We start from the raw sequence: 19145 nt of genomic DNA on the forward strand, positions 1-19145 counted from the left end.
AGTCATAATATCGAAGCTGCCGGCCCGCGATCGCGTCCGCTTCCACCGCAACGATGCCATGTGGCTCGTCAACGGTCACGCCATAGTCGCGCTGCTCGTCCATCTGCCTCCCGTCCGGGCATCTGTACCGGGCCTGAAGCCAGCGCTCAAGGCCGTGGTGCAGGTTCTGCGTTGAACACGGTCATGCGGAATGCCTGCGGGCATTTTGTCATACAGGCCGCAGCGGAACATTCGATAGCGCCATGCCGACGCCAGAAAAAATCGGGCCGGGGTTGATCGCCCCGGCCCGGTTCCGTCGTCCGACCCTGTGTCTGTCTTACCGCAGAAGTTGCAGCACGCCCTGCTGGCTCTGGTTGGCTTGCACCAGCATCGCCTGTGCCGCCTGCGACAGGATCTGCCCGCGCGCCAGATTGGTGGTTTCGGCGGCGAAATCGGCATCCTGAATGCGCGAGCGCGAAGCGACCGTGTTGGTGCTGGTGCTTGTCAGGTTGTTGATCGTCGCTTCGAGCCGGTTCTGGACTGCGCCCAGTTCCGCGCGGTTGATCGAGATCGACTTCAGCGCCTCGTCGATCGAACCAAGCGCGGCGGTCGCCCCTGCCTGCGTCGAAATGTCGACGTCCTTCACCTTCAGGCCGCCAAGGTCGGCACCATAACGGCTTTCCTCGAAGCCGAGGTTGGTGAAGTTCGAGCCTGCGGCAAAGCCCTGGCTGCCCGCGCGCACATCGACCGCCTTGCTGCTTGACAGCGTGACCTGGGCATAGGCTGTCTGCACGGCATCAGCCGACACGTTGGCGGTGTTCGCAACCCCAAGCGCGGTATAGCTGGTGCCGGTGCCGGCAACCGTCGCGCCGGCAAGGCCGAAGTTCGCGGCGCTTGCGGTGGCGGTATCGAACCAGACTGCGATATTCCGTCCGTCGGCCGCCGTCAGCGACAGGCCGCCACGGCCGTTGTCTGTTGCAGTCACGCCGGTTGCGCCCGACGAGTTGTTGATCACCGACACGACATTTTCGCGAGTCTGCTGTGCGCTGTCGCTTGCCTTCAGTGAAACGCTCATCGACACGCCATTGATGACGAGCGTCGCGCTTGCGTCGGCGCCGACAACGGTCGTCGTGGTGGCGTCGATGGTCAGCGCGCGTGCCGTGGCGGTGACGCCGGTTTGCGCCGAACTTTCGTTGATGGCTGCGGCAACCGCGATTGCGCTGGCGGCCTTGGTGCTGGAACCGGCAGTGGTATCCGACCAGGTATCGTCCGATGCCTTGGAGGCGCGGATCGACACGCCGTTGATCACCAGATCGCCGGTGTTCAGCACCCGCGCATCCGAGCCGTTGGCCGCACTCGCCACCGCGCGCGCATCTGTCGATACGGTAGAGACACCACGATCGAACGTGCCCACCGCAAGACCGGACCGCGACAACCGCCCGGACCCGACCGAGTCGACCACGATCGGCCCACCCGAGTCCGACACGAGGCTGAACGTGCCCGATTGCGCGCCCGCCTTCAGGCCGGTCGCTGCCGCCGTCAGCGTCGTCATCTGCACGTCGATGTTGCGCCCGTCCGCCGCTTCGAGGCGGATGCCAAGGTTGGAATCTCCGGTGTCGATCGCCCGCACCCCGGTCTGGCCGGTGATCAGATTGATCGCATCGACGACCGCAGTGCGCGATGCGGCAGCGTTGCCGCTGGTGGTGATCGAGCCCGTGGTCACGCCGTTGATGGTGACGGTGCCGGTAAGCGCCGCAGCCGTCATCGCGGTGCCGGTCATCGTGGTGGCGCCGACGACGGCACGAACACCGGTCTGCGTGCTTGCCCGGTTGATCGCCGCAGCCTTGGCCAGCGCCGATGCCTCCTTTGCGGTGGACGAAAGATTGTCGTCGGCTTCACGTGAAGAACCGATGACGACGCCGTTGATCCTGAGGTCGTTCGCCTGCAACGCCTGGTTCGAAGTCAGGGCGCCCGCCGTGGTTTCGAACGCCCCGGTCGATGTGAGGCCCGGTGCATTCCCGGTGCCAAGGTCGCCCGCACGGGCCGAGCCGATCGCCAGTTGCACGGTTTCGCCAGCCCGCGAGCCGGTTTGCAGCGACAGCTTGGTCGAAGAACCGTCGAGCAGCTTGATGCCGTTGAAACTGGTGCGGCTGGCGACATTGTCCATTTCGCCGACGAGCTGCGTAACTTCCGCCTGAAGCGCCTGCCGGTCCTCGTTGGAGATGGTGCCGTTTGCTGCCTGCACCGAAAGTTCGCGCATACGTTGCAGCATGTTGGTGATTTCACCCATTGCAGATTCCGCCGTCTGCGCCAGCGAGATGCCGTCGCCGGCGTTGCGGATCGCAACCGACAGGCCGCGAACATCGGCCGTCATGCGCTGGGCGATCGCAAGGCCGGCGGCGTCGTCTTTGGCGCTGTTGATGCGCAGCCCCGTCGACAGCCGTTCCATCGCGGTGTTGAGGCTTGCCTGGCCGACGCGGCCGCCGGCTTGTGCTTTCAGTGCCGAAAGATTGGTATTGATGATCGTCATATCCTGATCCCCTTGGTGTTGCAGGCCCCTGCCCGCACGGTAAGGCTGGAACTGGAAGCCTCGGTGTCATCGGCTTCGCGGGGCTTCACGGCCGGGCTGTCCGCAGGTTAAACGCGGCATCAGACATGCATGAATTTCCAGACATATTGATCGATGCGCCGGGCTGGCTGGTGATCGACAAACCGGCGGGGCTTGCTGTGCATCCCGGCCCGCGAACGCCGCACAGTCTGGAGGATGTGCTGGCTGCACATTCACCCAAGCGCCCACAGCCAAGGGCTGTGCACCGCCTCGACCGCGACACATCAGGGTGCCTGCTGCTTGCGCGCAAGGCGTCTGCACTGCGTTCGCTGGCGCGGCAGTTCGAGGAAGGTTCGGTCCGCAAGGAATATCTTGCCATCGTCGCAAATCCGCCCACCGCCGATGATGGCGTGGTGGACGCGCCGCTGGCGAAGCTCAGCAGCCGCGCCACTGGCTGGCGCATGGAAGTATCGGCGAACGGCAAGCCGGCGCAGACGGAATGGCGGGTGCTGGAACGGCGGGGGGCGCTGGCGCTCGTCAGCTTTCGGCCGCTGACCGGGCGAACCCATCAGATCCGCGTGCACTGCACCCGGCTTGCCGCAGGTTCGGCGATCGTCGGCGATCCTGTCTATGGCGCGCCGCACGCGGCCGGCATGATGCTGCACGCGCATCGGTTGTGGTTTCGTGATCCCCGAACCAACGACGAAGTGCGGGCCGAGGCCCCCTGCCCCGCCCGCTTCGGCACCCTCGGCTTTGGCGCAGACGCGCCTGCCGACTGAACCGTCAGCCGTTCAGCGACCGGACCATTGCGTCGGCAATGCGATCGGGCTGCACCGGATAGTTCCCGGCGCGGATCGCATTACGCAGCTCCTCGACGCGGCCATATTGCACCGGAGGATGTTCAGAGAGCGCCCGTGTGACGGCGCCGGCAGTATTGCCGTCCGTCCGGGCGCGGCCGGGCGCAATTGCAGAATCCGCAGCTTTCGCTGTGCCCGCCCCCGCAGCGCTTGCGCCGTTGAGTGGCAGTTTGGCCATCGGCCGGTTGGTAACAGGGTCAACCATAGGTTCCATCATCCTGACGTCGTTCCGCCGGAGCGCAGGCCCGCCTGTGGCGGCGCCGCGCACCAGTTCCCCGGTTCACGGCAGTCCCAATTCGTTCTTTAGCGCTTCACGAAAATTTTTCCGCTGTCGCCGATGGTGGCAAAGAATCGTCGGCCGGAAACACTGTTCCTTAGCGTCACCGACCCGTCACGCAGGTTGACCGCTTCCACCACGCCTTCCGCGTTTACGCGATAACCCGCCCCTTCGACTTCGACTTGCAGCAACTGCCCGCGCCGAATCGCCGGCCGTGATTCCGATGCAGCTACATCGAGGCGAATGTTCCAGCCGTTGCCCGGGCAGCGCGCGTGAAGTCCGGCGCGGCTGCCCGGCTCCCATGAAAAGGTAAAGCCGGTCGGGCAATCCGGCACAGCGATCCGTTCGTCCAGCCGCACCGGTGCGCCGGCAAAGCGCCCGGCGCTTTCGCGCAGATCATCCGCCGAGGCCGCAGCCGGCAACGGAACCAGCAAAAGGAGAACGGCGATCATTCTAAACATCATGCACCTCCGGTCGTTCGGAGTTCATCAAGCAAGGAACGGGCCAGCCAGTCGCCCGCCGCGATTGCCGTGCAAACCGGCACATCGGTGCCGCAAATGCGGAACCCGGCCGGCACATATGTTCCGGCACAAAGGCTTCGCACGCTCAGCCATCAGGTTGGCACGGCAATTGCTTGGCGTCCGTTTGCCCACATTCGGGCAGGAAGGACACACAGTGGACAGGCTGGACCGCTACTTCGGGGTGCATGGAACCGCGCTGACGTTGCGCAGCGAACGAATGCAGATCCTTGCTTCCAACATCGCGAACGCTGCGACGCCCGGATACAAAGCGCGCGACCTCGATTTTTCGGCGTTGCTCGCTGCCGATGGGGCAGCGCCCGGCCACCTCGCCGCGCCAAGCCGTGGGCACATCGGTGCGGGCGGCAACGTTCAACCACGCCTCCTCTACCGCCAGCCCCTGCAACCTTCGCTCGATGGCAATAGCGTCGAACTGGCGACCGAGCAGGTCGAGTTCGCTGAAACCGCGATCCGCTATCGCTCGACGCTGGGCATGCTGGGCAGCCGCATCAACGGCCTGATGGCTGCGTTGAAGGGTGAATGAAATGTCGCTTTCGATCTTCGACATCGCGGGCCGCGCCATGTCGGCGCAGTTGCTGCGGCTGAACAGTTCCGCATCGAACCTGGCCAATGCTGGCGCAGTCTCCTCCGATGCGCAAGGCGCGTTCCGGGCGCTGAAGCCGGTGTTCCAGACCGAGTATGAGGCCGGCACCGGCAACGCGACGGTATCCGTGCTTGGCGTCGTGCAGACCGCGATGAAGCCTCAGCGCCGCCACGAGCCTGGCCATCCGCTCGCCGACGCGCAGGGCTATGTGCATATGGCCGCCGTCGACACCAACGCCGAACTGGTCGAGATCGTCGAAACCAGCCGGCAATACCGCAACAACATCGAAGTGCTGGAAACAGCGAAATCGCTCACCCTCGAAACCCTGAGGCTTGGCCGGTGAGCGGGTTCGACGCAGCGGCGCTCGGCCTTCGCGCAGCCGATGGCGAAACCGGCGGCAACAGGCAGACGCTTGGGCGGCAGTCGCTGGGGCAGCAGGACTTCCTGACGCTGCTCGTCACGCAGTTGCGCAATCAGGACCCGCTGAACCCGCTCGACAACGAAGCCTTCGTCGCCCAGCTCGCACAATTCTCGACCGTGTCCGGAATAGCAGAAGCTGCGCAAACGCTTGGCCGGATGGAACAGACCGCCGCCGGCGAACAACGCCTGTCGGCAGCCGCATGGATCGGGCGCACCGTCACCGGCGCAGACGGCACCGGCGGCGAAGTCGCGTCGGTCAGCTTTGCCGAAGACGGGGCTGTGTCGCTCGTCCTCGCGGATGGCGCGAGCCTGCTGCTCTCCTCAGTCAACCGTCTGGCCTGAAAGGAAGCCCGACCATGACCTTCTCCATCTCGCTCACCGGCCTGAACGCTGCACAGACCGAATTGTCGGCGCTTTCCAACAATATCGCCAATGTTGGCACCAACGGTTTCAAGAAGTCCCGTGTCGAGTTTGGCGACATCGTCAGCCGGTCTGTGAACCAGTCGGCGCGTTCTGCGAACGGCGTGGGCGTCGCTGTGATGGCGGTGAAACAGCAGTTCGGACAGGGCGGCTACCAGTCGAGCAGCAGCGCCCTTGACCTTTCGATCGGCGGCCAGGGCTTCTTTCTGGTGAAGGGAGGCGGCGCCGAAGGGGACAGCTTCGCCCTGTCACGCAACGGCTCGTTCGGCGTCGACGCCGACCGCTGGGTCGTCGACAACGAAGGCAGACGGCTGCAGGTGCTGCCGACGACGCCCGATGGCGCCGTCACGGGAACCGGCGCAAGCGCGTTGCAGGCGCTGCGGATGCCGGAAAGTTCGGGCACACCCATCGCCACTACTGCCGTCCGCTTCATCGCCAACCTGCCTGCCGCCGCAACCCCGCCCGTCGCCAGCTTCGACCGCGCCGACCCGGCAAGCTACAACGGCGCCACGTCGACGACGATCTACGATGCAAACGGCGCCGCACAGACCGCAACAGTCTATTATCGCCGGCTTCCAAGCCCTATGGGCGATACCAACAAATACTGGGAAATCAGAAGCTTCACCGGCCAGTCAGAAATATCGCCGGTGCCCGGCCCCGGCCCGCAGACCCTCACCTTCGACAGCGCAGGCGTGCTGACCTCCCCCGTCGGGCCGGTCGTCTTTTCGGGCGGCTTCAGCATCAGCCACGCAGATTCCACGACGCTTGCCCAGCCCTTTTCCGTGCCCTTCTCTGAACAGGACGGGTATGCCCCCGGCCGCCTCGAAAGCCTCGACATCGACAGGACCGGCATCGTCCGCGCCAGCTTCTCGAACGGAGAAACGGCGGCGATCGGCAAGCTGGCGCTTGGCAACGTCACCAATCCGCAAGGGCTGAAGCAGAACGGCAACGTAAGCTGGATGCTTTCGGGTTCATCGGGCGCGTTGCAGGTAGGAGAAGCCGGTCAGGATGGCTTCGGCACAGTGGCATCCGGTTCGCTCGAACGCTCCAACGTCGACCTGACCGAGGAACTGGTGGGGTTGATCTCGGCCCAGCGCAACTTTCAGGCAAACGCGCGCGCGATCGACACTGCATCGACACTGCTGCAAACCATCATCCAGTTGCGCTCCTGATGGACCGACTGGTCTATACCGCGCTTACAGGGTTGCAGCGGGCGCAAGAGGCGCAGTCGGTGACGGCGCACAACCTCGCGAACCTGTCGACGCCGGGCTTCCGCCGCGAGGTGGCGATGCTGTCGGCGGCGTGGGTCGCCGAAAGCGGCGCCGGGCCAACCGCGCGGGTGCAGTCGGGTGGCGAAGCACCAGTCGATATCGAGACGCCGGGCCGCGTCGTCACGACCGGACGCCCGCTCGATATCGCCCTGCCTGCCGGCAACTGGCTCGGCGTCGCAGGCGCTGACGGGCAACCGGCCCTGACCAAACGGGGCGACTTGCACGTCGCCCCAGATGGCCAATTGATGACCGGCGCAGGTAATCCGGTTCTTGGCGAGGACGGCCCCATCCGGCTCGCGTCGGACTTCGCCAGCCTCAGGGTTGCAGCCGATGGCGGCCTCGAAATCCTGCCCGCTGGCGAAATGGCCTGGGTCAGGGCCGGCAGGCTGCTGCTGCAGACCGCACCATCCGATACGATCAGTCGCGGCGAAGACGGATTGTTCCGGTCACCCTCGGCCGAGGCGGACCCGGCAGCCCGCGTGCAGGTCGGCGCACTCGAACAATCGAACATGGATGCGGCGTCGGCGCTCGTCGAACTCGTAGAACAATCCCGCCTGTTCGAGATGCAGACGCGGCTTCTTACCGCCGCGCGCGAGATGGACGAAGGCGGCGCAACCCTGATGCGCGTCCAATAGTAACGAGGAACTGGCCATGTCTTCTGCACTGCACATCGCCCGGTCGGGCCTCGAGGCGCTCGACCAGCGGCTTCGCACGATTTCCAATAATCTGGCGAACGCCAACACGGTCGGCTTCAAGCGCGATCGCGCCGCCTTTGAAACACTGCTCTATCAGACGACCCGCCCGGCCGGCGCCCCCGCAGGCGCGGACACCCGCTTTGGCATGGGCCTTTCCACAGGTGCGGGCGTGCGGGTTGCAGGAACAGAGCGAGTGCACACGCAAGGCGGGATGACCGTCACATCGAACGCGCTCGACCTGGCGATCGACGGCGAGGGCCTGTTCGAAGTGACCATGCCGGACGGGACCGCCGCATACACCCGCGCGGGGGCCTTCACCCGCGATGCCGAAGGCCGCGTGGTAACACCGCAAGGCTTTCCGCTGGCGCCGCCGATCCAGATTCCCGAAGGCGCCACCCAGATCACGATCGCAGGAGACGGCACGGTATCTGCGATGCTGCCGGGCGAGAATACGCCAACCGAAGCCGCGCGCATCACGCTTGCAACCTTCATCAATCCGGGCGGGCTGGCGCCTTCCGGCGAAAACCTGTTCCGGGAAACGGCTGCATCCGGCCCGGCACAGCAAATGAACCCCGGCGAAAACGGCGCCGGATCGATCCGGCAAGGTTCGCTTGAAAATTCAAACGTGTCTGCCGTTCAGGAACTGGTGGACATGATCGAAACGCAGCGCGCCTATGAAATCAACTCGAAGGTCATATCGGCCGCTGATGAAATGATGCAATATGTCAACCAAAGCATATAATCATCTGATTATTATTTCATTTGGCGTAGTTTCTGTTTCCTGCTCGCAGGTATCGAAACTTGGCGGCGCGGTGCCGCAGATCCCGCCGGCGCTACCGGCTGCCCCGGCACCGCCTGCCGTAACGGGAAGCCTGTGGCAGCCGACGACGGCGCATCGCATGGCGCTGGCCGAAGACCGGCGCGCACGCGGTGTCGGCGACACGCTGACGATCCGCCTGGTCGAGCGGTTGCAGGCCGAGAAATCAGCCGCGCAGGATGGCAAGCGCAACAGCCAGCGCAGCGTTGATCTGCCTGACGCCAAACCCTTCAGCCTAATCCCGGAAGGCCTGCTGGCGGGTGGCGCCCGGAACAGTTTCAGCGGCAGCGGATCGGCCCGGCAGGAAAACCGGCTGACGGGCGAGTTCACGGTCTTCGTGACATCGGTGCTGCCCAACGGCGCACTGGCGGTGGCGGGAGACCGTCGCATCACCCTCACCCGTGGCGAAGAGCAGGTGCAACTGACCGGGGTCGTCCGCCCGGAGGACATCGGCCCTGACAACAGGGTCGCCTCGACCCGAGTCGCCGATGCGCGGCTTCGCTACACCGGCACCGGCGAAATGGCGGCGCAGGTCCGTCAGGGCTGGCTGGGCCGCTTCTTCGAAACGATCACGCCGTTCTGATGGCGGGCCGAACCATCCTTGCGGCACTTGCGGTCGCGCTGCTGGCCGGCCCGCTGGCCGCACAGTCGATCCGCCCCGAACGTATCGGCGAACTCGCGCGTTTTCAGGGTGTGCGCGCCAACGGTCTTGTCGGCTACGGGCTGGTCGTCGGGCTGCCGGGCACGGGCGACGACAATCTGGCCTACACCATCCAGTCGATGCGTTCGGCCGCGTCGGCGCTTGGCGTGCAGTTGCCGCCGGGCGTCAACCCGTCGCTGAAGAATGTCGCCGCCGTCATGGTGACGGCGGAACTGCCTGCCTTCGCCAAGCCCGGCCAGCGCATCGATGTCACCGTGTCGGCGCTGGGGCGCGCGAAGTCGCTGCGCGGCGGCACGCTGCTGCTGGCCCCGCTGCGCGGCGCAGACGGCGAAACCTATGCGCTGGCACAGGGCAATCTGTCGGTCGGCGGCTTCGGCGCGGAAGGCGCGGATGGTTCCAAGGTCGTGGTCAATATACCCACCTCGGGGCGCGTGCCCGGCGGCGCGCTCGTCGAGCGGGCCGTGCCCTCGCCTTTCGCGCAGGGCGACACGCTGCTGCTTGACCTCGTCAGCCCCGGCTTCGCCAACGCCGAGGCGCTGGCGGCCGGAATCAACCGGGGCATTGGCCACGAAATCGCGCGACCGATCGACGGCGTGACAGTCAGCATCGACGCGCCCGGTCCGGCAGCCGAGCGTGTCCGCCTTGCGGCGCGGATCGAAGCAATGGAAATCACGCCATCGGCACCGGTTGCGCGGGTGGTCGTCAACGCCAGAACCGGCACGGTGGTCATTGGCGGCGACGTGCGGATCCTCCCGGCTGCGGTCGCGCACGGAAACCTGACCGTTTCCATAACCGAGGACTGGCAGGCATCGCAGCCTCCGCCGCTTTCAGGTGGCGATACCGTGGTAACTCCACGCTCCAGGGTCGAGGCAAAGCAGCAACAGGCGCGTATGGCGATGTTCGCACCGGGGGCACGTTTGTCCGAGATCGTCGATGCAGTGAATGCGCTGGGGGCGGCGCCGGGCGATCTCGTAGCCATTCTGGAAGCATTGAAAACGGCAGGCGCGCTGCGCGCTGAACTGGTGGTGATATGATTTTGCACAGAATCGCGAACCCTGGCGTTTCCCCCGCAAGCGCCGATCCAAAGAACGACGCCGGACAAGCGTTCGAAGCCCTGATGCTGAAGAAGCTCCTACAGTCGGTGCTGCCCGAAACACAGGCGCATACCGGGCAGTTTTATGGCCCGGCCCTCGACGGTGTAGCGACACAGATTGCACGATCCATGCAGTTGGGCGTTGCCCGGCTGATACCCGCCGAGGATGCGAAATGACCGACTTGCTGTCGATCGCCCAGTCCGGCGTCCGTGCCTATGCGCGCGCGCTCGACGTAGTGGCCGACAACGTCGCCAATGCCGCGACACCCGGCCATGTGCGGCGCACCGCAACGCTGGCGTCAGCGGCACCCGGCGGTGCGTCCGGCCCAACCGACCTCGACCCGGTCAGCGGCAGCGGGGTTCGGCTGACATCGGTTCGGCGCGCGATCGACACCTTGCAGACGGATTCGCTGCGCCGCGCCGAGGGGCAGGCGGCCGCGCTCGAAGGCGCCGGGCGATGGCTTGCCGCTATCCAGTCGACGCTGACCGGTCCTGCATCGGTCGATGGGCCATGGTCCGACCTCGTCGACGCTATGGGCGATCTTGCCACCGAACCCACCGATCTGGCGCTTCGGCAGGCGTTTCTGCTGAAGGCCGACGCGCTGGCCACACGCTTCAACGGCGCAGCGGCGGAACTGGGGCGGCTGGACAGCGAAATCAGCGGCGAAGCAACGGGCGCTGCCGTCGACCTCACCGCATTGGCGCAGGGCCTCGCCGACGTGAACAACCGCCTTCGCCGCACGACACCGGACAGCAGCGCAAGTGCTGCGTTGGCCGACGAGCGGGACCGTCTGCTGTCGCAGATGTCGTCGATCGTCGGCATCGAAGTAGGGTTTGATCGGCTCGGTCAGGCAAAGGTGCGCATCCCGGACGCCGGCGGGGCGGTGCTGGTCGAGGCAGGGCGCGCGCAATCGGCCCGTGTTGTCGCCGGCCCGGCAGGATTTGAACTGCGGCTTGGCCCGAAGGGCGCTGACGAGAGCGCTGCCATTGTCGGCGGGCTTCTGGGTGGATTGTCGGCGGCACAGGCAAAGCTGCACGATGGCGCGCAACGGCTGGATTCACTGGCAGGGCGCGTCGCGCAGGACTTCAATGCATTGCACCAGAACGGTGTCGATCTGGATGGCGCCGACGGGGCAGCCTTGTTCACCATCACGGCACCAACGGTAACTGGCGATCGGGGCAATGGCGGTCAGGCACGGGTCTCGGCCAGTCTGGCCGCTGGCGCCCCCCTTCCCGACTCGACGCTGGTGTTCGACGGCAGCAACTGGACGCTGTCCGACAGCGGAGGATCGGTGACAGGGGCGTTGCCTCTCACACTTGGCGGCCTGACCGTCAGCGCTGCGGGCGATGCCGCAAACGGCGACGTGTTCCGGATCGCCGCCGCAGGTCCGGCTGCCGCCATCGCGGTGCGCCCGCTGGCGCCGCAGCAACTTGCCCTGTCGGCCCGCTGGCTTGGTGAACCGGCCCAGTCGAACGGCGGAACCGGCACGCTGGACCTGATCGTCATCCCCCCGTCGGGCTTGCCCGCCAGCGCGCCGTTCACGGCACAGATCATCGCCAGCGGCCAGGTGGAACTGCGCGACAATCTGGGCGCATTGCTGGCGACCGGTCCGATAGGCGCCTGGCTTTCCGGAGACGGGTTTTCCGCCCGCGTCGGCGGCGCGCCCGCAACCGGTGACAGTTTCGGCATCCAGCACGCCGGGACGGGCGAAGGCAACAACGACAACGCACTGGCGCTGCTCGACCTTCGTGACCGCACCGGCCCGGCAGGCTCCATCGCGACCGAAATCGACGCGCTGCGGTCGACGATCACGGTTACGCTGTCGGAAACCCGCGCACGCCACGAAGTAGCCAAAGCCAACCGCAATGGCGCTGCCGAAGCGTTGCAAGCAAGTTCGGGCGTCGATCTGAACACCGAAGCGGCAGAAATGCTTCGTCTGCAACAGGCCTTTCAGGCCAACGCCCGCATCATCCAGACCGCGCGCGAAACCTTCGACGCGATCCTTGCCGCCGCCCGCTGACAGGAGGCCAGACCATGCCTATCCCGGTGCTCGTGAACAGCCGCACGCCGATCCCGGTGCAGGCCGAGCGCATGAAATTGCTGGAAGATCGTTTGGCCCGGATCGACCGGCAGGTGACGACCGGCGACCGGCTGACCGATCCGTCGGACGATCCGGCCGGCGCACAGCGGGCCGCGCTGTTGCTGCGGCAGCAGGCGCGGCTGGCGTCTGACCAGAAGGCGATCGACCGCACCGCCGGCAGGCTGGAGGCTGCGGAAGCCGCCGTAAAACCGGCAACCGATGCGTTGGTGCGCGCGCGCGAAATCGCGCTTCTGGCCTCGAACGGCACATGGAGCAGCGACGACCGCGCGGCGATGGCTACCGAGGTTGCCGGCCTTCAGGCGCAGTTGCTGCAAATGGCCAACGCGCGCGACGAGGCAGGCCGCTATCTGTTCGCCGGCAGTCGCGGCGCGACTCCTGCCTTTGCCGAAGGTCCGGGTGGCAACATCATCTGGCAGGGTGTCGGTAGCGCCGCCGGGGCCGAAGCTGCCGGGATCGCCGGAATCCAGCCGCCGCGCGGGCCGGAACTGTTCGGCAGCGATGCGGCAGGCGCCTTCGCGGATCTGGCCGGCTTGCAGGCAGCCCTCATCGACCAGGACCCGGAAACCCGCAACGCCGCGCTTGCCACGGTATCACTCGCACTCGAGACCGATCACGACCGGCTGGTGAACGGCTGGTCGGCGATCGGGGCCAACGCGGCAAGGCTTGCGTCGGAAGCGGATCGGAATGCCGAACTCCAGCTTTCGGTCGCGCAGTCGCTTGCCGATGTGCGCGGTGTCGACCTGACGGCCGCCTTCGCCGAAATCAACGCCCTGCAACTGGCGCTTTCCGCCGCGCGAACAAGCTTTGCACGCATCCACGAAGGCACGCTGTTCGATCGGCTTGGCTGACCAGCTAAACCTCGGCCCGCCCGCCCCGTTATCATGACAGGGCATCCCATGCCCGCTGTCGATGCATAGGGCGCGCCGGGGCGCACCCGTGAACCGTGGGGAGTGCCGCCGGCATGATGGCTGTTGCAGGTGTCGTCGTGCTGATCCTGATGGTGTTTGGCGGCTATGCGTTCACCGGCGGCTCGCTGGGTCCGGTGCTGCACGCCCTCCCCCATGAAATGCTGATCATCGGCGGCGCTGCCGTCGGCATGCTGGTGGTGTCGAACGACGTCGGCTCGCTGAAACAACTGGGCGGCGGGCTGGGGCGCATCTTCAAGGGCCCCCGCTTTGGGCGGCAGGATTATCTTTCCGCGATATTCCTCAGCGTCCGCCTGATGCGTTTGCTGAAGGCCGAAGGTGCGGTCGCCGTGGAACCCCATGTCGAAGAACCGGCATCGTCGGCGATGTGGGGCGAATATCCCCGCCTGCTGGCGGATCATTTCTTCGTCCACCTCGTCTGCGACACGCTGCGCCTGCTGGTTGTCAGCACCGGCAACGTCAGCAGCGTCGCCATAGAGGACGTGCTGGATACTGCAATCGAAACCCACCATCACGACGCCCTGCGCCCGGCCGAGCAGCTACAGACGCTGGGCGATGCATTGCCCGCGCTGGGAATCGTCGCTGCCGTGCTGGGCGTGGTGAAAACCATGGGTTCGATCAATCAGCCACCGGCGGTGCTGGGTGCGATGATCGGTTCCGCGCTTGTCGGCACGTTTCTTGGGGTGCTGCTGGCCTATGGCATCGTCAACCCGCTGGCGGCGCGCCTGAAAACGATCACCGAGGCCGACGGCGAGATTTATCAGGTCGTGCGGCGCGTCATCCTGGCGTCGCTCAGGAACCAGCCGCAGCCGATCGTGCTGGAAACCGCGCGTACGGCGATCGGGCCGGCGCGCCAGCCGCAATTCACCGAAGTATTCGAAGGGTTGCGGGGCAAGCCATGACCGCCCTTGGCCCGATCCCCGAACCGGAAGTTCTGATCAAGAAGCAGCGCGCAAAGGCGCATGCCGGGCACCACGGCGGCGCGTGGAAAGTTGCCTATGCCGATTTCGTAACGGCGATGATGGCGTTTTTCCTGTTGATGTGGCTGCTTGGCGCCACCAACGAGGACCAGCGCAAGGGCATCGCCGATTATTTCGCCCCGACGGTGATGCAGTCGGAAAAATCCGGTGGATCGAACGGCGTTCTTGCCGGCCGCTCGATCGAAGAACCGGATGGCAATGCGCCGTATCCAAAACGGTCGGGGATCATGCCGGTCGCCCCCTATCAGGCGGCCAATGGTGCGCGGGCGCCAACCCGCTCGGACGAAGGCCAGTTGCGCAAAGTCGAAAGCGAACTGCGCAAGCGCATGGAGCGCGACCCCGGCCTCAATGCGTTGCAGGGGCAACTCCGCGTCGTCCATGTGCCCGAGGGGTTGCGGATCGAACTGATCGACCGGGCGGACTATTCGATGTTCACATCCGGAACCGCGCTTCTGGACGATCGCGCGCGCAAGTTGCTTGCCGTCGTCGCGGATGTAATCGGCAACTTGCCAAACCGGCTGGCTGTGCGCGGCCATACCGATTCACAGCCCTATTCCGCCCCGGCAGCCGGTGCAGGGGCCAATAACTGGACGCTTTCGCTCGATCGTGCCGAGGCCACGCGGCGCCAACTGGTGCTGGCCGGTGTGGGGCAGAACCGCTTTTCCCGGCTGGAAGGCGTGGCCGACACCGAGCCGGTCAACCGGGCCGATCCGCTGGACCCGCGCAACCGCCGGATGAGCGTGACCCTGTTGCGGGGATGACCCACCTGCCCATATGGCAGTAGCATGAGCGGCCACGACAACAGCAGGCCCGGTTCACCGGGGCGCTTCGCCGAAGACGAGGCGACGAAAGCGCTGACCGCCGGCCACGGAGACTTGGGTACCGGGGTTGCCGCCATCCGTAACACGCTGGAAACGCTTGGTACCGAACCCGGCGTGTATCGGATGATCGATGCACAGGGCGACGTGCTTTACGTCGGCAAGGCGAAGGCGCTGAAAAACCGGGTTGCCAATTATACGCAGGTTGGCCGCCTGCCCCGGCGGTTGCAGCGGATGGTGGCGCAGACGCGGCAGATGGTGATCGTCACCACGCGCTCGGAAGCGGACGCGCTGCTGCTGGAAGCGCAACTGATCAAGCGGTTTCGCCCGCCCTATAATGTGCTTCTGCGCGACGACAAAAGCTTCCCGTTCATCGCGCTGGATGGCTGCGGCCCGTTTCCAAGGCTGACCAAGCACCGGGGCAGCCGGCGCGATGGCGTTCGTTATTTCGGCCCGTTCGCATCGGCGCTGGCGGTGAATAACACGCTGAATGCGCTGCAAAAGGTGTTTCTGCTGCGATCCTGCACCGACAGCTATATGGCCAACCGCAGCAGGCCCTGCCTGTTGTATCAGATCAAGCGCTGCTCGGCCCCGTGCGTCGGCCGCATCAACGAGGAAAGCTATCGCGAACTGGTGGACGACGCACTCCAGTTCCTGACCGGACGCAGCCAGCAGGTGCAGAAAAAGCTGGGTGCACGCATGGCCGAAGCGGCCGAACGGCTGGATTATGAACTGGCCGCCGTCCTGCGTGACCGGCTGCGCGCGCTGACTGCGATTCAGGGCACGCAGGCCGTGAACGCCGGAACCGACGCGATCGACGCCGATGTGATCGCGGTGCATAGCCGCAATGGTGTGGCGTGTGTCCAGATATTCTTCATTCGAGATGGAAGAAACTGGGGGCATCGCGCTGTTTTTCCGGGTCATGTTGCAGGTTTTTCCGATACCGAAGTGCTGGTCGCTTTTCTGGGGCAATTCTATGCGGAACTGGCTCCGCCGCGCCTTGTGCTGCTGGACCGCGCCATTCCCGATGCGGCAGTGCTGACCGAAGCGCTGGCCACGCGTGTCGGGCATCGCGTCGAGGTGCGGGTGCCGCAGCGCGGGCATTTGAAGCGCCTCATCGAGCAGGCCGAACGCAACGCACGCGAAGCGGTCGACCGGCGGCTTGCGGAATCGACCACGCAGCGCCGCAATCTCGAACTGGTCGCCGAGCTGTTTTCCCTGCCCGCCATGCCGGAACGCATCGAAATCTACGACAACAGCCACATACAGGGCGCCCACGCGCTGGGGGCCATGGTGGTGGCGACCCCGGATGGCTTTGCCAAAGGCCAGTATCGCAAGTTCAACATGAAGCAGGCCGACCTGACGCCGGGCGACGATTTCGCCATGATGAAGGCGATGCTGGTGCGCCGCTTCACCCGGTTGCAGGCGGAATCCCCTGACGGCGGGGCAGACTGGCCCGACCTGCTGCTGATCGACGGCGGCAAGGGGCAGGTTTCAGCGGTCCTGGCCGCATTGGCCGAACTGCAGGTCGAGGATGTGGCTGTCGTCGGTGTGGCAAAGGGACCGGATCGCAACGCCGGGCGCGAGGTGTTTCACCTGCCGGACGGGCGCGAACTTACGCTGCCGGCCGGCGATCCGCTGCTGTTTTTCCTGCAACGCCTGCGCGACGAAGCCCACCGCTTCGTGATCGGCGCACACCGTGGCAAGCGCAGCAAGGCGCTGACCACTTCGGCCCTCGACGACGTGCCGGGCATCGGCCCCACCCGCAAGAAAGCGCTGCTGACACATTTCGGCACCGCCCGCGCGGTCAAGGCGGCGGCAATCGACGATTTGCAAAAGGCCCCCGGCATCAGCCGTGCAACCGCGGAAGCGATCCATGGCCATTTTCACGCTTCCCGACAGACCGACTGAGGACAGCTTCCGAGGTTTGCGCCACTTCCCTATTTGGTCCGTTTCCGGAAGCGGAAACAGGTCTATTGTCCGGCGCGGATTGCAAAGGCGAAACCGATGATCGAACTCTACACTGCTGCCACGCCCAACGGTTACAAGGTGTCCGTCGCGCTGGAGGAACTGGGGCTTGGTTACAATGTCCACGCCGTAAACCTGATGACCGGCGACCAGAAGACCGACGCATTTCTGGCGATGAACCCGAACGGCCGTATTCCGGTGATCGTGGATGACGGGTTCACCGTGTTCGAATCCGGCGCCATTCTTGTGTATCTTGCTGAAAAAACCGGAAAGCTGATGCCGACCGATGTGCAGGGCCGATCGCTGGTGATGCAGTGGCTGATGTTCCAGATGGGCGGGGTCGGGCCGATGATGGGGCAGGCAAACGTGTTCTATCGTTATTTCCCCGAACGCATCCAGCCCGCGATCGACCGGTACCATGGCGAGGTGCGCCGGTTGTTCGGCGTTCTGGACAGACATCTTGCGAATAATGAATGGCTTGCAGGCGATTACTCCATTGCCGACATCGCCAACTGGTGCTGGACGCGAACAGCGCGCTGGTCGGGCGTCGATCCGGAGCCATTTGAAAACATGGCAAGGTGGCACCGGGCGATCGCCGCCAGGCCCGCCGCCCAGCGGGGCATCGCGGTTCCGCAATCATCCAACCTGCCCGCGCAGGACAGCGCCGCTGCGCGCCACTATGCGGAAAACGCCAGAACCATCGTGCAGATGGGCGAAAAATGATCCGCGCCGGGAAAGATGATGGCCGATAAGGCGCCCCACCCGCTTTTGATCGCGCACCGGGGCGCATCGGCAGACCGGCCGGAACACACGCTGGCCGCCTACGCGCTGGCGATTGAACAAGGCGCGGATTTCATCGAACCAGACCTTGTTTCCACCGCCGACGGGCATCTGGTCGCCCGGCACGAAAACGAAATATCCGGCACGACGGACGTTGCAGCGCACCCCGAGTTCGCGGCCCGGCGGACGGTGAAGATGATCGACGGAAACAGGATCGAGGGGTGGTTCACCGAAAACTTCACGCTGGCGGAACTGAAGCGGCTTCGCGCGCGTGAACGCATCCCGCTGATCCGCCCGGCAAACACCGAATTCGACGGCGGGGAAACAGTTCCGACGTTTGCAGAAATACTGGCGCTGGTGCGCAGCAGTGAAGCAAAGCTGGGCCGGCGCATCGGCATCTATCCGGAAACCAAGCACCCCAGCCACTTTCGCAGTATCGGCCTCCCGCTGGAAGGGCGGTTGCTGGATACGTTGCGCGGCCACGGCTACCGCGACCGCGACGACCCCGTTTTCATCCAGAGCTTCGAGGCCGATAATCTGGAATGGTTGCGCAGACAAACCCGGCTGCGGCTGGTCCAGTTGATGTCAGTCGATGGCGGCCCACCCGACCGGCCCACGGCCAGCTTTGCCGCGATGGCAAGCCCGCAGGGGCTGATGGATCTGGCCCGCCATGTAGACGGGATCGGCGTTGACAAGGCAATGGTGATCCCGCGCCTTGCCGATGGCCGACTGGGCAAGCCGACGCAGCTTGTCGCGGACGCGCACGCTGCCGGGCTGCTGGTGCACGCCTGGACGTTCAGGCCCGAAAACGCCTTCCTGCCCGCAGAATATCGCCACGGAGACAAACCCATGGTGCGCGGCGACGGCGCTGGCGAAATCCGCGCGTTTCTGGCCGCCGGCATCGACGGCCTGTTTTCCGACAGCACAGAAGTCGCGCGCGCGGCACTAGAGCGATGACTGCCGGAAATCCCGCTCAGGCGAATATGGCGACCGCCTGACGGCCCAGCAGCACCGGCCGGCCCGCTTCGTCCCACATCGCCATCGACTGTCCGGCATAGCCTTCGCCCACGCCATCATCCTTCGAATGGAGAAGGAACCAGCCCGTGCCATCGGCATGGCCGGGGTCGCACAGTTCGAAACTCCAGGTAAGGCTGCTGATGATCGCGGGCGCGGTGAAACGGGTGAAGCTGGCGGGCGGCAATGCATCGCCAAGCGCCACCAGCGCCGCCATCCCCGGCGTAACCGGGGTGCGGTGCCTGACCCAGACCAGCAGGTCGCCACGATCGGCGCCCGACAACGGCCGCAGCGCGCCCGCAAGCCGCTGGTCCAGATTCCCGGCAAAGCCCGGCATTCGCCCCTCGCCCCACATCGGCGGGCATTCCGCCGGTGGCGGGCAGGCAGGCGGCGGCGG

The 19145-nt window shown here is 65.5% G+C and carries 20 protein-coding genes and 1 pseudogene; 17 read left to right on the top strand and 4 right to left on the bottom strand.

The genetic code is table 11. The features are described from left to right. Positions 1 to 316: 316 nt before the first annotated feature. Entirely contained in the window at positions 317 to 2509 is a 2193-nt protein-coding gene (locus AC16JP_RS04850; protein ID WP_484339476.1) for a flagellin N-terminal helical domain-containing protein, read from the bottom strand. A 125-nt stretch (positions 2510 to 2634) separates the two neighbouring features. On the opposite strand from AC16JP_RS04850, the gene AC16JP_RS04855 reads away from it, so the two are divergent. Continuing rightward, positions 2635 to 3306: an RluA family pseudouridine synthase gene (locus AC16JP_RS04855; protein WP_484339477.1), complete on the top strand. Its 672-nt coding sequence runs from the start codon at positions 2635 to 2637 to the stop codon at positions 3304 to 3306. A gap of 4 nt (positions 3307 to 3310) precedes the next feature. On the opposite strand, the gene AC16JP_RS04860 is transcribed toward AC16JP_RS04855, so the two are convergent. Both AC16JP_RS04860 and AC16JP_RS04865 read right to left on the bottom strand, forming a co-directional pair. Further along, entirely contained in the window at positions 3311 to 3589 is a 279-nt protein-coding gene (locus AC16JP_RS04860) for a flagellar biosynthesis anti-sigma factor FlgM (protein ID WP_484339478.1), read from the bottom strand. A 98-nt stretch (positions 3590 to 3687) separates the two neighbouring features. Next, the gene (locus tag AC16JP_RS04865) at positions 3688 to 4113 is read right to left on the bottom strand and encodes a hypothetical protein (protein ID WP_484339479.1); all 426 of its coding nucleotides are present in this window, start codon (positions 4111 to 4113) and stop codon (positions 3688 to 3690) included. Between the two features lie 286 nt (positions 4114 to 4399). Between AC16JP_RS04865 and flgB the strand changes: the two genes are divergently transcribed. From flgB to AC16JP_RS04945, 16 genes are all read left to right on the top strand, one after another. Beyond that, positions 4400 to 4723, top strand: coding sequence for a flagellar basal body rod protein FlgB (gene flgB, locus AC16JP_RS04870; RefSeq protein WP_484339494.1), 324 nt, complete (start codon positions 4400 to 4402; stop codon positions 4721 to 4723). Position 4724: 1 nt separating this feature from the next. Further along, positions 4725 to 5126: a flagellar basal body rod protein FlgC gene (flgC, locus tag AC16JP_RS04875; protein WP_484339480.1), complete on the top strand. Its 402-nt coding sequence runs from the start codon at positions 4725 to 4727 to the stop codon at positions 5124 to 5126. After that, positions 5123 to 5545 (top strand): flagellar hook assembly protein FlgD, encoded by a 423-nt coding sequence (locus AC16JP_RS04880; protein WP_484339481.1) that lies wholly within the window; start codon positions 5123 to 5125, stop codon positions 5543 to 5545. Before flgC ends, AC16JP_RS04880 begins: the two co-directional genes overlap by 4 nt. Positions 5546 to 5559: 14 nt before the next feature. Further along, a complete protein-coding gene (locus AC16JP_RS04885; RefSeq protein ID WP_484339482.1) occupies positions 5560 to 6795 on the top strand; it encodes a flagellar hook protein FlgE in 1236 nt (411 codons plus the stop codon). Next, the gene (locus AC16JP_RS04890; protein WP_484339483.1) at positions 6795 to 7529 is read left to right on the top strand and encodes a flagellar basal body rod protein FlgF; all 735 of its coding nucleotides are present in this window, start codon (positions 6795 to 6797) and stop codon (positions 7527 to 7529) included. Before AC16JP_RS04885 ends, AC16JP_RS04890 begins: the two co-directional genes overlap by 1 nt. A gap of 16 nt (positions 7530 to 7545) precedes the next feature. After that, a complete protein-coding gene (gene flgG / locus AC16JP_RS04895; RefSeq protein WP_484339484.1) occupies positions 7546 to 8331 on the top strand; it encodes a flagellar basal-body rod protein FlgG in 786 nt (261 codons plus the stop codon). Further along, positions 8312 to 8989, top strand: coding sequence for a flagellar basal body L-ring protein FlgH (locus tag AC16JP_RS04900; protein ID WP_484339485.1), 678 nt, complete (start codon positions 8312 to 8314; stop codon positions 8987 to 8989). Before flgG ends, AC16JP_RS04900 begins: the two co-directional genes overlap by 20 nt. 14 nt (positions 8990 to 9003) lie before the next feature. Continuing rightward, entirely contained in the window at positions 9004 to 10101 is a 1098-nt protein-coding gene (locus tag AC16JP_RS04905; RefSeq protein ID WP_484339495.1) for a flagellar basal body P-ring protein FlgI, read from the top strand. Between the two features lie 83 nt (positions 10102 to 10184). After that, positions 10185 to 10337: a hypothetical protein gene (locus AC16JP_RS04910; RefSeq protein WP_484339486.1), complete on the top strand. Its 153-nt coding sequence runs from the start codon at positions 10185 to 10187 to the stop codon at positions 10335 to 10337. Further along, on the top strand, positions 10334 to 12181 hold the full coding sequence (locus tag AC16JP_RS04915; protein WP_484339487.1) for a flagellar hook-associated protein FlgK: 1848 nt from the start codon (positions 10334 to 10336) through the stop codon (positions 12179 to 12181). Before AC16JP_RS04910 ends, AC16JP_RS04915 begins: the two co-directional genes overlap by 4 nt. Positions 12182 to 12195: 14 nt before the next feature. Next, positions 12196 to 13110: a flagellin N-terminal helical domain-containing protein gene (locus AC16JP_RS04920; RefSeq protein WP_484339488.1), complete on the top strand. Its 915-nt coding sequence runs from the start codon at positions 12196 to 12198 to the stop codon at positions 13108 to 13110. 113 nt (positions 13111 to 13223) lie between these two features. After that, on the top strand, positions 13224 to 14090 hold the full coding sequence (gene motA / locus AC16JP_RS04925) for a flagellar motor stator protein MotA (protein ID WP_484339489.1): 867 nt from the start codon (positions 13224 to 13226) through the stop codon (positions 14088 to 14090). Further along, positions 14087 to 14929, top strand: a complete 843-nt coding sequence (locus AC16JP_RS04930) for a flagellar motor protein MotB (RefSeq protein ID WP_484339490.1) — start codon at positions 14087 to 14089, stop codon at positions 14927 to 14929. Before motA ends, AC16JP_RS04930 begins: the two co-directional genes overlap by 4 nt. 24 nt (positions 14930 to 14953) lie before the next feature. Beyond that, positions 14954 to 16897 carry an excinuclease ABC subunit UvrC gene (uvrC, locus tag AC16JP_RS04935; RefSeq protein WP_484339491.1) on the top strand — a complete coding sequence of 648 codons (1944 nt, stop codon included), beginning with the start codon at positions 14954 to 14956 and terminating at the stop codon, positions 16895 to 16897. A 96-nt stretch (positions 16898 to 16993) separates the two neighbouring features. Then, complete coding sequence (locus tag AC16JP_RS04940; protein ID WP_484339492.1) at positions 16994 to 17677, top strand: glutathione S-transferase family protein; 684 nt, start codon at positions 16994 to 16996, stop codon at positions 17675 to 17677. 18 nt (positions 17678 to 17695) lie between these two features. Then, on the top strand, positions 17696 to 18691 hold the full coding sequence (locus tag AC16JP_RS04945) for a glycerophosphodiester phosphodiesterase (protein ID WP_484339493.1): 996 nt from the start codon (positions 17696 to 17698) through the stop codon (positions 18689 to 18691). A gap of 16 nt (positions 18692 to 18707) precedes the next feature. On the opposite strand, the pseudogene AC16JP_RS04950 reads toward AC16JP_RS04945, so the two are convergent. Beyond that, a pseudogene (locus tag AC16JP_RS04950) lies at positions 18708 to 19145 on the bottom strand (hypothetical protein); the annotation flags it as partial.

The sequence above is a fragment of the Sandaracinobacteroides sp. genome (genome assembly GCF_057137845.1).

What these genes read in the sequence shown, in the direction of transcription:
- uvrC (WP_484339491.1), top strand. Translation starts at nt 14,954, where the DNA reads ATGAGCGGCCACGACAACAGCAGGCCCGGTTCACCGGGGCGCTTCGCC.
- AC16JP_RS04900 (WP_484339485.1), top strand. Translation starts at nt 8,312, where the DNA reads ATGTCAACCAAAGCATATAATCATCTGATTATTATTTCATTTGGCGTA.
- flgC (WP_484339480.1), top strand. Translation starts at nt 4,725, where the DNA reads ATGTCGCTTTCGATCTTCGACATCGCGGGCCGCGCCATGTCGGCGCAG.
- AC16JP_RS04885 (WP_484339482.1), top strand. Translation starts at nt 5,560, where the DNA reads ATGACCTTCTCCATCTCGCTCACCGGCCTGAACGCTGCACAGACCGAA.
- AC16JP_RS04940 (WP_484339492.1), top strand. Translation starts at nt 16,994, where the DNA reads ATGATCGAACTCTACACTGCTGCCACGCCCAACGGTTACAAGGTGTCC.
- flgB (WP_484339494.1), top strand. Translation starts at nt 4,400, where the DNA reads ATGCAGATCCTTGCTTCCAACATCGCGAACGCTGCGACGCCCGGATAC.
- AC16JP_RS04890 (WP_484339483.1), top strand. Translation starts at nt 6,795, where the DNA reads ATGGACCGACTGGTCTATACCGCGCTTACAGGGTTGCAGCGGGCGCAA.
- AC16JP_RS04930 (WP_484339490.1), top strand. Translation starts at nt 14,087, where the DNA reads ATGACCGCCCTTGGCCCGATCCCCGAACCGGAAGTTCTGATCAAGAAG.
- AC16JP_RS04915 (WP_484339487.1), top strand. Translation starts at nt 10,334, where the DNA reads ATGACCGACTTGCTGTCGATCGCCCAGTCCGGCGTCCGTGCCTATGCG.
- AC16JP_RS04855 (WP_484339477.1), top strand. Translation starts at nt 2,635, where the DNA reads ATGCATGAATTTCCAGACATATTGATCGATGCGCCGGGCTGGCTGGTG.
- AC16JP_RS04850 (WP_484339476.1), bottom strand. Translation starts at nt 2,509, where the DNA reads ATGACGATCATCAATACCAATCTTTCGGCACTGAAAGCACAAGCCGGC.
- AC16JP_RS04945 (WP_484339493.1), top strand. Translation starts at nt 17,696, where the DNA reads ATGGCCGATAAGGCGCCCCACCCGCTTTTGATCGCGCACCGGGGCGCA.
- AC16JP_RS04920 (WP_484339488.1), top strand. Translation starts at nt 12,196, where the DNA reads ATGCCTATCCCGGTGCTCGTGAACAGCCGCACGCCGATCCCGGTGCAG.
- AC16JP_RS04860 (WP_484339478.1), bottom strand. Translation starts at nt 3,589, where the DNA reads ATGGTTGACCCTGTTACCAACCGGCCGATGGCCAAACTGCCACTCAAC.
- flgG (WP_484339484.1), top strand. Translation starts at nt 7,546, where the DNA reads ATGTCTTCTGCACTGCACATCGCCCGGTCGGGCCTCGAGGCGCTCGAC.
- AC16JP_RS04910 (WP_484339486.1), top strand. Translation starts at nt 10,185, where the DNA reads ATGCTGAAGAAGCTCCTACAGTCGGTGCTGCCCGAAACACAGGCGCAT.
- motA (WP_484339489.1), top strand. Translation starts at nt 13,224, where the DNA reads ATGATGGCTGTTGCAGGTGTCGTCGTGCTGATCCTGATGGTGTTTGGC.
- AC16JP_RS04865 (WP_484339479.1), bottom strand. Translation starts at nt 4,113, where the DNA reads ATGATCGCCGTTCTCCTTTTGCTGGTTCCGTTGCCGGCTGCGGCCTCG.